At 72.2% G+C, this 12,717-nt stretch carries 12 protein-coding genes; 10 read left to right on the top strand and 2 right to left on the bottom strand.

Annotated elements, in window-relative coordinates; genetic code table 11:
• Nucleotides 1-167: 167 nt before the first annotated feature.
• Nucleotides 168-728: an NADAR family protein gene (locus tag ABZ945_RS20905; protein WP_361271498.1), complete on the bottom strand. Its 561-nt coding sequence runs from the start codon at nucleotides 726-728 to the stop codon at nucleotides 168-170.
• Nucleotides 729-974: 246 nt separating this feature from the next.
• Between ABZ945_RS20905 and ABZ945_RS20900 the strand changes: the two genes are divergently transcribed.
• From ABZ945_RS20900 to ABZ945_RS20865, 8 genes are all read left to right on the top strand, one after another.
• Entirely contained in the window at nucleotides 975-2,531 is a 1,557-nt protein-coding gene (locus ABZ945_RS20900) for a gamma-aminobutyraldehyde dehydrogenase (RefSeq protein WP_361271495.1), read from the top strand.
• A 235-nt stretch (nucleotides 2,532-2,766) separates the two neighbouring features.
• Nucleotides 2,767-4,014 (top strand): spermidine/putrescine ABC transporter substrate-binding protein, encoded by a 1,248-nt coding sequence (locus ABZ945_RS20895; RefSeq protein ID WP_361271493.1) that lies wholly within the window; start codon nucleotides 2,767-2,769, stop codon nucleotides 4,012-4,014.
• Nucleotides 4,015-4,100: 86 nt separating this feature from the next.
• Nucleotides 4,101-5,258: an ABC transporter ATP-binding protein gene (locus ABZ945_RS20890; RefSeq protein ID WP_361271490.1), complete on the top strand. Its 1,158-nt coding sequence runs from the start codon at nucleotides 4,101-4,103 to the stop codon at nucleotides 5,256-5,258.
• Entirely contained in the window at nucleotides 5,255-6,196 is a 942-nt protein-coding gene (locus ABZ945_RS20885; RefSeq protein WP_361271488.1) for an ABC transporter permease, read from the top strand. The genes ABZ945_RS20890 and ABZ945_RS20885 overlap by 4 nt, the downstream gene beginning before the upstream one ends.
• Nucleotides 6,196-6,999, top strand: coding sequence for an ABC transporter permease (locus ABZ945_RS20880; RefSeq protein WP_361271485.1), 804 nt, complete (start codon nucleotides 6,196-6,198; stop codon nucleotides 6,997-6,999). Before ABZ945_RS20885 ends, ABZ945_RS20880 begins: the two co-directional genes overlap by 1 nt.
• A gap of 25 nt (nucleotides 7,000-7,024) precedes the next feature.
• Nucleotides 7,025-8,443: an FAD-dependent oxidoreductase gene (locus ABZ945_RS20875; protein WP_361271482.1), complete on the top strand. Its 1,419-nt coding sequence runs from the start codon at nucleotides 7,025-7,027 to the stop codon at nucleotides 8,441-8,443.
• A 187-nt stretch (nucleotides 8,444-8,630) separates the two neighbouring features.
• Nucleotides 8,631-9,110 (top strand): hypothetical protein, encoded by a 480-nt coding sequence (locus ABZ945_RS20870; protein WP_248636182.1) that lies wholly within the window; start codon nucleotides 8,631-8,633, stop codon nucleotides 9,108-9,110.
• A 179-nt stretch (nucleotides 9,111-9,289) separates the two neighbouring features.
• On the top strand, nucleotides 9,290-11,086 hold the full coding sequence (locus ABZ945_RS20865; RefSeq protein ID WP_361271480.1) for a glycoside hydrolase family 18 protein: 1,797 nt from the start codon (nucleotides 9,290-9,292) through the stop codon (nucleotides 11,084-11,086).
• Here the strand turns inward: ABZ945_RS20865 and ABZ945_RS20860 are convergent.
• Nucleotides 11,022-11,600, bottom strand: coding sequence for a phosphatase PAP2 family protein (locus ABZ945_RS20860; RefSeq protein ID WP_361271477.1), 579 nt, complete (start codon nucleotides 11,598-11,600; stop codon nucleotides 11,022-11,024). The genes ABZ945_RS20865 and ABZ945_RS20860 overlap by 65 nt on opposite strands.
• A 487-nt stretch (nucleotides 11,601-12,087) precedes the next feature.
• On the opposite strand from ABZ945_RS20860, the gene ABZ945_RS20855 reads away from it, so the two are divergent.
• Nucleotides 12,088-12,468: a hypothetical protein gene (locus ABZ945_RS20855; RefSeq protein WP_361271474.1), complete on the top strand. Its 381-nt coding sequence runs from the start codon at nucleotides 12,088-12,090 to the stop codon at nucleotides 12,466-12,468.
• On the top strand, nucleotides 12,465-12,713 hold the full coding sequence (locus ABZ945_RS20850) for a type II toxin-antitoxin system RelE/ParE family toxin (RefSeq protein WP_361271472.1): 249 nt from the start codon (nucleotides 12,465-12,467) through the stop codon (nucleotides 12,711-12,713). The genes ABZ945_RS20855 and ABZ945_RS20850 overlap by 4 nt, the downstream gene beginning before the upstream one ends.
• Nucleotides 12,714-12,717 lie beyond the last annotated feature (4 nt).

The following is a 12,717-nucleotide window of genomic DNA, read 5'->3' as shown; positions in this document are numbered from 1 at the left end:
GCCCGGACGTCAGGCAGTCGCCCAGGTCCGCGCCGCCCCCCACGCGCCCGGACGTCAAGCTGTCGCCCAGGTCCGCGCCGCCCCCCACGCGCCCCGACATCAGGCGGTCGCCCGGGTCCGCCCCCCCTCGCCCCCGCCCCGACGTCCGCCAGTCGCCGCCCCCGGCGTCAGACGGCCCCGGCTGCGGCCCGCAGCTGGGCCCGGGCCTCCATCAGGGCGAAGCCCAGCAGGTTGAGTCCGCGCCAGCGGGACGGGTCGAGGGTGCGTTCGTCGTCGGCGGGGAGGCCTATGCCCCAGATCCGGTCCATGGGGCTCGCCTCCACCAGGACGCGGTCACCGGTGGACAGCAGGTAGGAGGCGAGGCCCGGGTCCGAGGCGAACTTGTGCGTGCTGCCCTCGACCACGATGCCGAACCGCTCCCGGGCCCAGGTCTCCTCGTCGAAGCCGCGCACCAGCCGCCCCGCCTTCTTGGCCAGCGCCGGGCTCGACGCCGCGACGGCCCGCCGCTCGGCCTCCGCGTCGCCGAAGAGGCGGGCCTTTCCGGCCATCATCCAGTGCTCGGCGGTCGCGTACTCCACCCCGTCGACGGTGAACGGCGAGGGCCACCACTGGCTCAGGCAGCTCGGGCCCAGCCTGCCGTCCGGCCGCGGCCGGTGGCCCCAGAAGGGCAGGTAGCGCACCCGCTCCCCGCCGTCGATCCGGGACCGCAACTCCTCGATCTTCCCCATGCACGCGAGTCTTCCAGCCACCACTGACAGTCCGTACGGTATTTCCCCGCCCACGCGACACATGGTCGACCGAATCCGTCGCGTAACCAAAAGGCAACAACGGAATCCCTTGGCTGGTCGGCACCCCTCTGCCAGGATCGGCACTCAATTCGGGTCGGCGCCACACTGGAGAGAGCCGCCGGAGGGCGCGGCCGACCTACACAAGAGACCGCACCGGACACACCCGCTGGGACAACGGAGAACGCCATGGGCAACCGCCAGGAGCCGGACCACCGGCAGGGGCAGGACGACCAGAAGCCGGCCGACCGCTTCCCGGGGCTCGACCGCTTCGCCGCCGGGGCGAACCACATCGCCGGGAAGCTGCGGCCGGGCAGCTCGGGCCGGGAGTACACGGTGGTCGACCCGGCCACCGGGCAGGAGGTGCTGACCTACGAGCTGGCGGGCGCCGCCGATGTGGACGCCGCCGTCGCCGCCGCCCGCGACGCGCTGCCCGGCTGGGCCGGGGCCACCCCCGCCGAGCGCTCCGAGGCCATGCACCGCTTCGCCGCCGAGCTGGACGCCCGCGCCGAGGAGCTGGCCCGCGCCGAGTCCCTCCAGTGCGGCAAGCCGCTGAAGCTGACCCGCGAGTTCGACGTGCCCGGCACCATCGACAACACCGCCTTCTTCGCCGGCGCTGCCCGCCACCTCCAGGGCCAGTCGGCCGGCGAGTACAGCGGCGACCACACCTCCTACGTACGGCGGGAGCCGATCGGGGTGGTCGGCTCCATCGCCCCCTGGAACTACCCGCTCCAGATGGCCGCCTGGAAGGTGCTCCCGGCCATCGCCGCGGGCAACACCATCGTGCTCAAGCCCGCCGAGCTGACCCCGCTGACCTCGCTGCTCTTTGCCGAGGCGGCCACCGCGGCCGGCATCCCGGACGGGGTGGTCAACATCGTCACCGGCGCGGGCCGGGAGGCGGGCGAGCACCTGGTGTCTCACCCGGACGTGGCGATGACCTCCTTCACCGGCTCCACCGCCGTCGGCAAGCGGGTCGCCGAACTGGCCACCGCCACCGTCAAGCGGCTCCATCTGGAGCTCGGCGGCAAGGCCCCGTTCGTGGTCTTCGATGACGCCGACCTGGACGCCGCCGTCAACGGCGCGGTCGCCGGGGCCCTGATCAACACCGGCCAGGACTGCACCGCCGCCACCCGTGCCTATGTCCAGCGCCCGCTGTACGAGGCCTTCGTCAGCGGGGTCGCCGACCTGATGGCCGCCGTCCGGCTCGGCGACCCCTTCGAGGCGGGCACCGACCTCGGCCCGCTGATCAGCCACGCCCAGCGGGACCGGGTGGCCGGCTTCGTGGACCGGGCCCGCTCCTACGCCACCGTGGTCACCGGCGGGGTCGCCCCGCACAACGCGGGTGCCTACTACCGCCCCACCCTGATCACCGGGGCCGCCCAGGACAGCGAGATCGTCCAGGCGGAGATCTTCGGCCCGGTCCTGGTGGTGCTGCCCTTCGACTCCGACGACGAGGGCCTGGCGCTCGCCAACGACACCCCGTACGGACTGGCCGCCTCCGCCTGGACCCGGGACGTCTACCGGGCCGGCCGCGCCACCCGGGAGATCAAGGCGGGCTGCGTCTGGGTCAACGACCACATCCCGATCATCAGCGAGATGCCGCACGGCGGGTACCAGGCCTCCGGCTTCGGCAAGGACATGTCCAGCTACTCCTTCGAGGAGTACACCCAGGTCAAGCATGTGATGTTCGACAACACCGCGGTGGCCCGGAAGGACTGGCACCGCACGGTGTTCGGCGACCGGTGATCCGCGACGGGCGATGAACCGCCGGCGGCGCGGCTTTGCGGATCGGATACCGGAAGGCTCTGGACCGGACGGCCGCCGCCCGTGTCAACTGGTGGCCCGCAGGGCGGACGGCGCGGTCCGCGGAGCGGACACCCCCGGCCGCCGCCCCCAGGTGCCGGGTCCCGGTGCGGCACCCGCCACCCCTCCCCGGTTCCCGACCGCCTCCGTATCCCGACCGCACCGAAAGGCACAGCGCATGGAGCAGTACCAGCCCGAGAGCCTGTCCGCGGCCCAGGTGGCCGCCATGCGGCGCAGTCTGACCAGCGGCCGGGGCGCCCTCACCCGGCGCTCGCTGCTGCGGGCGGGCGGCTACGGGGCGCTCGCCGCGGGCTCGCTGGCCGCCCTCAGCGGCTGCGGCATCCCGCCGGCCAAGCGGGAGGGCGGCGGGCCGGCGTCCACCGACCACTCGGCGAAGGAGAAGCGGCTCACCTTCTCCAACTGGACCCAGTACATCGACGTCAGCGACGACGAGAAGAGCCGGCCCAGCCTCCAGGAGTTCACCCAGCGCACCGGGATCTCGGTCAAGTACACCGAGGACATCAACGACAACGTCGAGTTCTTCGGCAAGATCCAGCCGCAGCTGGCCGCCGGCCAGGACACCGGGCGGGACCTGGTCTGCGTCACCGACTGGCTGGCCGCCCGGATCATCCGGCTCGGCTGGGCGCAGCGGCTGGACTCCGCCAACCTGCCGAACGCCTACGCCAACCTCTCCGCCCAGTTCCGCCGCCCCGACTGGGACCCCGGGCGGGCCTACTCGTACCCCTGGACCGGTATCTCCACGGTCATCGCCTACAACGTGAAGGCCACCGGCGGGCGGAAGGTCGACTCGGTCACCCAGCTGCTGGACGACCCCAAGCTGAAGGGGAAGGTCTCCTTCCTCTCCGAGATGCGGGACTCCATCGGGATGACCCTGCTGGACCTCGGCAAGGACCCGGGGAAGTTCTCCGACGCCGACTTCGAGGCGGCCGCCGGGCGGCTCCAGAAGGCGGTGGACACCTCGCAGATCCGCCGCTTCACCGGCAACGACTACACCGCCGACCTCTCCAAGGGCGATATCGCGGCCTGTCTGGCCTGGGCCGGGGACGTCATCCAGCTCCAGGTGGACAATCCCGACATCCGCTTCGCCATCCCGTCGGCCGGCTACATCACCTCCAGCGACAACCTGCTGGTCCCGGCCGAGGCGCGGCACAAGACCAACGCCGAGAAGCTGATCGACTACTACTACGAGCTGCCCAACGCGGCCCGGCTCGCCGCGTACATCAACTACGTCTGCCCGGTCGAGGGCGTCCGCGGCGAGCTCGCCAAGATCGACCCCGAGCTGGCGGGCAACACCCTGATCCTTCCCGACAAGGCGATGGCGGCGAAGTCGCACGCCTTCCGCTCGCTGACCTCCGATGAGGAGACGGCGTACGAGGAGAGGTTCGGCAAGCTCATCGGTGCCTGAGCCCCGGGGCCGGGCCCCTCTCCTCAGGCCCGTCCCGGCGTACCGCCCCGCCCCGCATCCCCCTCGACACCCTGGGACCGCTATCCATGACGACTGACACCAAGAGCACCGGCGGCGACGTCCGTCTGACCGGGATCAGCAAGACCTACGGCTCGTTCACCGCCGTGCACCCGCTGGAGCTGACCATTCCGCAGGGCTCGTTCTTCGCCCTGCTCGGCGCCTCCGGCTGCGGCAAGACCACCACCCTGCGGATGATCGCCGGGCTGGAGGACCCCACCACCGGCACCGTGCACCTCGGCGAGCGGGACGTCACCGACCTGCCGCCGTACAAGCGGCCGGTGAACACCGTCTTCCAGTCGTACGCGCTCTTCCCGCACCTGAGCATCTACGAGAACGTCGCCTTCGGGCTGCGCCGCCGGGGCGTCAAGTCGGTGAAGGCGCAGGTCGGGGACATGCTGGAACTGGTCCAGCTCGGCGACCGGGCCCAGCAGCGCCCGCACCAGCTCTCCGGCGGCCAGCAGCAGCGGGTCGCGGTCGCCCGCGCCCTGATCAACCACCCCCAGGTGCTGCTGCTGGACGAGCCGCTGGGCGCCCTGGACCTCAAGCTGCGCCGCCAGATGCAGTTGGAGCTCAAGCGCATCCAGACCGAGGTGGGGATCACCTTCGTGCATGTCACCCACGACCAGGAGGAGGCCATGACCATGGCCGACCAGGTCGCGGTGATGAACGGCGGCCGGGTCGAGCAGCTGGGCGCGCCCGCCGACCTCTACGAGAACCCGCGGACCACCTTCGTCGCCAACTTCCTCGGCACGTCGAACCTGATTCCCGCCGAGATCGTGGAGGGCGCTTCGGAGGACCTGGTGGTGAGCGCCGGTGGCGGGAAGCTGCGGCTGCCGGCCGGGCGATGTCAGGCGCCCACCGCCGCCGGCGGTCGGCTGCTGGTCGGCGTACGGCCCGAGAAGATCAGCCTGGTGCACGCCGACGACGCCGGGACGATCCCGGACGGCCGCAACCGGCTCACCGGCACCATCGCCGCCTCCAGCTTCATCGGGGTCTCCACCCAGTACGTGGTGGACGGCCCGGCGGGCAGCGGCCTGCAGGTGTACGAGCAGAACATCGAGCGCGACTCCCGGCTCGCCCCCGGCGCCGAGGTCGTCCTGCACTGGAACCCCGCGCACACCTTCGGCCTCGACGCCGACCAGGCCATCGACGCGGGCACCCAGAAGGTGGAGGACGCCGCATGACCGGCACCACCACCGAAGCGGCCCCGCCGCCGCTGACCACCGCCCCGGCCGCCGGCGAGGTGCGCAAGCCGCCGACCCGCCGCCGGCTGGTCCCGTACTGGCTGCTGCTGCCCGGCATCCTCTGGCTGCTGGTCTTCTTCGCGCTGCCGCTGGTGTACCAGGCCTCCACCTCGGTGCAGACCGGCTCGCTGGAAAAGGGCTTCCAGGTCACCTGGCACTTCGCCACCTACTGGGACGCGCTGGCCGAGTACTACCCGCAGTACGTCCGCTCGCTGCTGTACGCCGGCACCGCGACCGTGCTCTGCCTGCTGCTCGGCTACCCGCTGGCGTACCTCATCGCCTTCAAGGCCGGGCGCTGGCGCAATCTGATCCTGGTGCTGGTCATCGCCCCGTTCTTCACCAGCTTCCTGATCCGCACCCTGGCCTGGAAGACCATCCTGGCCGACGGCGGCGCGGTGGTCGGCGCGCTGGACGCGCTGCACGTCCTGGACGTCACCAACTGGCTGGGCTGGACCCAGGGCGACCGGGTGCTGGCCACCCCGATGGCGGTGGTCTGCGGCCTCACGTACAACTTCCTGCCGTTCATGGTCCTGCCGCTGTACACCTCGCTGGAGCGGATCGACGGCCGGCTGCACGAGGCCGCCCGCGACCTCTACGCCTCCCCGGCCACCACCTTCCGCAAGGTGACCTTCCCGCTCTCCATGCCGGGCGTGGTCTCCGGGACCCTGCTCACCTTCATCCCGGCCAGCGGCGACTACGTCAACGCCGAGCTGCTGGGCTCCACCGACACCAAGATGGTCGGCAACGTCATCCAGTCGCAGTTCCTCCGGGTGCTCGACTACCCGACCGCGGCCGCGCTGTCGTTCATCCTCATGGCCGTGGTGCTCATCATGGTCACCGTCTACATCCGGCGGGCCGGAACGGAGGACCTGGTCTGATGGTGCTGCTGCGCTGGATCCGCCGCCGGCTGGTCGTCTTCGCCGGCCTGCTGACGCTCGCCTACCTCATCCTGCCGAACGTCATCGTGATGGTGTTCTCCTTCAACGACCCGGCGGGCCGCTTCAACTACGCCTGGCGGGAGTTCTCCACCGCCGCCTGGCGCGACCCCTGCGGGGTGGCCGACATGTGCGGCTCCCTCTCGCTGTCGCTCCAGATCGCCGCCTGGGCCACCCTCGGCGCCACCGTGCTGGGCACGATGATCGCCTTCGCCCTGGTCCGCTACCGCTTCCGGGCGCGCGGCGCGATCAACTCGCTGATCTTCCTGCCGATGGCGATGCCCGAGGTGGTGATGGCCGCCTCGCTGTTGACGCTGTTCCTGAACCTCGGCGCCCAACTGGGCTTCTGGACGGTGCTGATCGCCCACATCATGTTCTGCCTGTCCTTCGTGGTCACCGCCGTCAAGGCCCGGGTGATGTCGATGGACCCGCGGCTGGAGGAGGCCGCCCGGGACCTCTACGCCGGGCCGGTGCAGACCTTCCTGCGGGTCACCCTGCCGATCGCCGCCCCCGGTATCGCGGCCGGCGCGCTGCTCGCCTTCGCCCTGTCGTTCGACGACTTCATCATCACCAACTTCAACGCGGGCTCCACCGTGACCTTCCCCATGTTCGTCTGGGGCTCGGCGCAGCGCGGCACGCCCGTCCAGATCAACGTCATCGGCACGGCGATGTTCGCCATCGCGGTGCTGGTGGTCGTGGTGGGCCAGCTGCTGGCCCGCAGGCGCAACCGCGCCGCACAACCCTGAACCACCCCTGAGGGAGTTGGAAGCCATGGCCCCCGTCGCCATGCGAACCGCTGCACGATCACTCTCGGACGCCCAGCCCGTCCCCTACTGGCTGGAAGACCCGGGCAAGCCCGGCGCCCTGCCCGCCCTCACCGGCACCGAGACCTGCGACCTGCTGGTCGTCGGCGCCGGCTACAGCGGACTGTGGACCGCGCTGATCGCCAAGGAGCGCGACCCCGGCCGGGACGTGGTGCTCATCGAGGGCCGGGAGGCGGGCTGGGCCGCCTCCGGGCGCAACGGCGGCTTCTGCGCCGCCTCCCTCACCCACGGTCTGGGCAACGGGCTGGCCCGCTGGCCGGAGGAGCTGGCCACCCTGGAGCGGCTCGGCGAGGCCAACCTCGACGGTATCGAGGCCGCGGTGAAGGGCTACGGCATCGACTGCGCCTTCGAGCGCACCGGCGAGATCGACGTGGCCACCGAGCCGCACCAGGTGGACGAGCTGGCCGAGATGTACGCGGAGGCCGAGCGGCTCGGTCTGGCCGACGGGCTCCAGCTGCTGGACCGGGAGGCGGTACGGGCCGAGGTGGACTCGCCCACCTTCCTCGGCGGGCTCTGGGACCGGCGCGGGGTCGCCATGCTCAACCCCGCCAAGCTCGCCTGGGGCCTCAAGGAGGCCTGCCTCGGCCTCGGGGTGCGGATCTACGAGAACACCCGCGGCCGCGAGCTGGCGCGGGCCGGCTCCGGGATGGCGGTGCGCACCGACTACGGCCGGGTGCTGGCCCGGAAGGTCGCGCTGGGCACCAATGTCTTCCCCTCGCTGGTGAAGCGGCTGCGCCACTACACGGTCCCGGTCTACGACTACGCCCTGATGACCGAGCCGCTGAGCGAGGAGCAGCTGACCTCGATCGGCTGGCGCAACCGGCAGGGCCTCGGCGACAGCGCCAACCAGTTCCACTACTTCCGGCTGTCGGAGGACAACCGGATCCTGTGGGGCGGCTATGACGCGATCTACCCGTTCGGCGGGCGGGTCAGCGCCGAGCGCGACCAGCGCCCGGAGACCTACCTCACCCTGGCCGAGCACTTCTTCACCTGCTTCCCGCAGCTGGAGGGGCTCCGCTTCAGCCACGCCTGGGGCGGCGCCATCGACACCTGCTCGCGCTTCTCGGCGTTCTTCGGCACGGCGCACGAGGGCCGGGTCGCCTACGCGCAGGGGTACACCGGGCTCGGCGTCGGGGCGACCCGGTTCGGCGCGGACGTGATGCTGGACCTGCTGGCGGGGGAGCGGACCGAGCGCACCGAGCTGGAGATGGTCCGCTCCAAGCCGCTGCCGTTCCCGCCGGAGCCGATCGCCTGGGCGGGCATCGGGCTCACCAAGTGGTCGCTGGCCCGCGCCGACGCCAACGGCGGGCGGCGCAACCTCTGGCTGAAGACGATGGACCGGCTGGGCCTCGGCTTCGACAGCTGAGATTCTTTTCCGTCTTCGGGGGCGTTCATCGTATGAGCGCCCCCTTTGCGCCCCCGTGTGCCTCCTTCACCACCGAAGATCCGGTAAAGCCGCGTCATCATCCGCACGGGTTGTCGTCCGATCGTGTGAGCGCACCGCCGGTGTGGGGTGGTGCGGACACACGGGGAACGCGGGAGGCGTGCGGACGATGAGCGGTACGCGGGGACGGGACCACGGGGAAGCGGCGGCGGAGGCGGTACGGGCCGCGGTCGAATGGCTGGCGGCGGCCGCACCCGACCCCGGCGCCTGCCGCTGGGAGTGGGAGCGCGGCCCGCTGGGCGTGGTGCTGCTGCCGGCCGGGCGCCGCTGGGACGTGCTGATCGCCCCGGGCGACCTGGGGTACGCCACCCTGGACGTGCTCTCCCGGCTGGCCGCCCGGCCCGGCCCGGTACTGGCCGGGGCGGGGCAGGGGCGGCTCGGCTTCTTCGTCCCGCCCGGCACGGCCGCCCGCTGGTTCGGCACCGGGATCCGGGCGGCCGGCCCGGGTGCCTGGATCGCCGCGCCGCACCCCGCCCGTACCCCCGCCGGGTCCCGCTGGCTGGTCCTCCCGGACGGCCGGGGCACCCTCACCGAACCGGCGGTGCTGGAACTGGCCCTGCACGAGGCGGCGGCCCGGCTGGCGGGGTGAGGCGGGGCGGACGGAGGCCGGGCTGCCGTCGGCTGCTTCCGTCCGGGCCATTGACAAGCGCATTGGTCTGGACCAACTCTGTGCGGTGCCGCACCCCAACTCCCCCCATCCCGGAGGCAGTCGTGCCCCGCACCGCCCGCCGCGTACCCAGACACGCCCCCACCCCCTTCCGTTCGCTGATGGCCGCCGCCCTCGGCCTCGCCCTCTCGCTGGCCGCCGGAGCCCTGGCGCCGACCGCCGCCCAAGCCGCCGATGACGCCCAACTGGTCCGCAACGGCGGCTTCGAGGCGGGGCTCGACGGTTGGAGCTGCACCGCCGGCAGCGGAGCCGTCACCACCTCCCCGGTGCACGGCGGCACCTCCGCGCTGAGGGCCACCCCGGCCGGCTCCGACAACGCCCGCTGCACCCAGACCGTCGCCGTGCGCCCCGACTCCTCGTACACCCTGGCCGGCTGGGTGCGCGGCAGCTATGTCCACCTCGGCGCCACCGGAACCGGCACCGCCGACGCCTCCGCCTGGACCCAGTCCGCCCCCGACTGGCAGCGGCTGACCACCACCTTCCGCACCGGCCCGGCCACGACCTCGGTCACCCTGCACACCCATGGCTGGTACGGCACCGGGGCCTACCACGCCGACGACCTCACCCTCACCGGCCCGGGCGGCGACCCGGTGCAGATCCCGGCCGCGCCCGCCTCCGTCACCGCCAGGACGCCCACCTCCACCACCGTCCCGCTCTCCTGGCCGGCCGTCCCCGGTGCCACCGGCTACACCGTCTACCGCGACGGGGCGAAGGCGCTGAGCACCACCACCCCCTCGGCCACCGTCACCGGACTGGCCGCCGCCACCGCGTACCGCTTCGACGTCACCGCCACCAACAGCGCCGGCGAGTCACCGAAGTCGCCCGCCGTCACCGCCACCACCGCGCCCGGCGGCCCCACCGACCCGCCACCCGGCGGCGGCCTGCCCCCGCACGCCCTGGTGGGCTACCTCCACGCCAGCTTCGCCAACGGCTCCGGCTACACCCGGATGGCCGACGTCCCCGACTCCTGGGACGTGATCAACCTGGCCTTCGGTGAGCCGACCTCGGTCACCTCCGGGGACATCCGCTTCGCGCTCTGCCCGAAGACCGAGTGCCCCAACGTCGAGACGCCCGCCGAGTTCAAGGCCGCGATCAAGGCCAAGCAGGCCGCCGGCAAGAAGGTGCTGATCTCCATCGGCGGCCAGAACGGTCAGGTCCAACTCGCCTCCACGGCGGCCCGGGACGCCTTCGTCTCCTCCGTCTCGAAGATCATCGACGAGTACGGGTTGGACGGCCTGGACATCGACTTCGAGGGCCACTCCCTCTCCCTGAACACCGGTGACACCGACTTCCGCAACCCCACCACCCCGGTGATCACCCACCTGATCGCCGCCGTCCGGACCCTCAAGGCGAAGTACGGCCCGGGCTTCGTCCTCACCATGGCCCCGGAGACCTTCTTCGTGCAGCTCGGCTACCAGTTCTACGGCTCCGGGCCCTGGGGCGGCCAGGACCCCCGGGCCGGCGCCTACCTCCCGGTCATCCACGCCCTGCGCGACGACCTCACCCTGCTGCACGTCCAGGACTACAACTCGGGGCCGATCATGGGGCTGGACAACCAGTACCACTCCATGGGCGGCGCCGACTTCCATATCGCGATGACCGACATGCTGCTCACCGGATTCCCGGTGGCCGGCAACGCCCAGCGGTTCTTCCCCGCCCTCCGCCCCGAGCAGGTCGCCATCGGCCTGCCCGCCACCCCCAACGCGGGCAACGGCCACACCGCACCCGCCGAGGTCACCAAGGCCCTCAACTGCCTCACCAGGAAGACCGACTGCGGCTCCTACCAGACCCATGGCAGCTGGCCCGCGCTGCGCGGGCTGATGAGCTGGTCGATCAACTGGGACCGGTTCGGCGGCGGGGAGTTCGCCCGGAACTTCGACGCCTACCGCTGGAGCTGACCCACCACAGCGGCGCCAGCAGCAGCACGCCCAGGCAGAGGCTGCCGAAGACGTCCAGCGGCCAGTGGTAGCCGCGCAGCATGAGCCCGGTGCCCGTCGCCGCCGTCAGCACCACGGCGGCGGGCACCGCCCAGCGCCACCGCTCCCGCACCAGCAGCGCGGCGCCGCCGTACGCCACCATCGCCGTGGCGGTGTGCCCCGAGGGGTAGTAGCCGCTCGCCTCGGTCATCGGCCCCACCCGGTCCACCAGCAGCTTCAGTGGGACCACCAGGGCGGGCACCAGCACCATCGCCCCCGCCGCCCACCCGGCCGCCGCCCGGGCCCCGCGCCATACCGCCCAGATCACCGCCACCAGCAGCACCGGCACCGCGACCGGCATATTGCCCAGGTCGGCGCCCGCCTCGGCGAGGGGCGTCGGCACCGCGCCGACCAGCGCCCCGCTCACCCGCTCGTCCAACCGGACCACCGGGCCCCGGACGACCACCTGCCAGGTGGCAGCACCGAACAGCAGCACCGCGAGCAGCGGCGGCAGAAGAACGAGAAGGGCCGGCCGTCCCGGAACAGGGGGGGTAGTTCCGGGAGGGCCGGCCTCGTCGGTGTGCCGCGCGCCCCGGGGGGTGTGGGGCGGGCGGCCGTCCGACCGGAGAGGACTTCCGGAGCGGGAAGCTCCAGCGGTATGCGCCTGGGCGCTGCCGGTACGAGGCTGGGGAGGCTCCGTACCAAGGTCGCCCGCAGTCCCCTGCGGGCGGGGTGTCTCTCTCATCCGCTCAGACCGTACGGCAGAGCGCGGAGGCCGGACACCCGGATCCCCATCCCGCCATCGGCCCCCCACGACCTCTTCACAACCGGCCGCCGCCCGTCACATCCGGTACGAACCCTGTTCGGGGCGGGGCGGGGGTGACGGGAGCGTGCGCTCGTGAGTGCGGAAGCATGTTCTCTCCGTCCCCGTCAGGGGTGACACTTCCTTGCTGACCCTCGTCACGCTGTGCCACGTTGCCCTCATGGATCCAGCACAGTTCGATGGATACGCCCGACGGGGAACGGTCGACACCCTCCCGCTCATTGACGCGGCCCGCCAGTTGGAGGCGATCGCCCGCTATGTCTCCGGGGCCCGGGACGAGCTGACCCGGCGCGAGCAGGACGGCGAGATTCCCGCCCTGGACGCCGGCAAGGCGCTGGCCTTCGCTCATGAGGCCCCCTCGCTCTCCCTCACCGGCCCCGACGGTGAGACCGTCGCGGTCATCGTCTCGCCGGCCGTCCTGGAAGTCCTGGAGGACGCCGTCGGTCTGCTTCAGGGGGAGCTGGACCGCCAACGCGGCACCGGCGCCCCGGTGACCACGGAGCAACTCCGGGAAGAGCTGAAGGGGCGGATGGCTTCGTGAGCCATGTCGTATGGGAGCCGGCCGCCCGGAGCACACTGGCGCGGTACGCCAAGGACGACCCGGCCGGCGTCGATCAGGTCCTCGACAGCGTCGGTTCGCTGACGGGCAATCCCCGTCCGCCCGGTGCGCTGGACTGCGGTGACGGCAAGTACCGCATCCATGTCGGGCGGTACCGCGTCTGGTACACGATCAGGCAGCGTAAGCCCGTCGTCGTCGCCGTCGACCTGGTCGGACGGGTGAGCTGACCGC

This window comes from Streptomyces sp. NPDC046887, assembly GCF_040644755.1.
Lineage (GTDB): Bacteria > Actinomycetota > Actinomycetes > Streptomycetales > Streptomycetaceae > Streptomyces > Streptomyces lichenis.
Note: the sequence above shows the minus strand (reverse complement) of the source record. Positions and strands in the feature narration are given on the sequence as shown.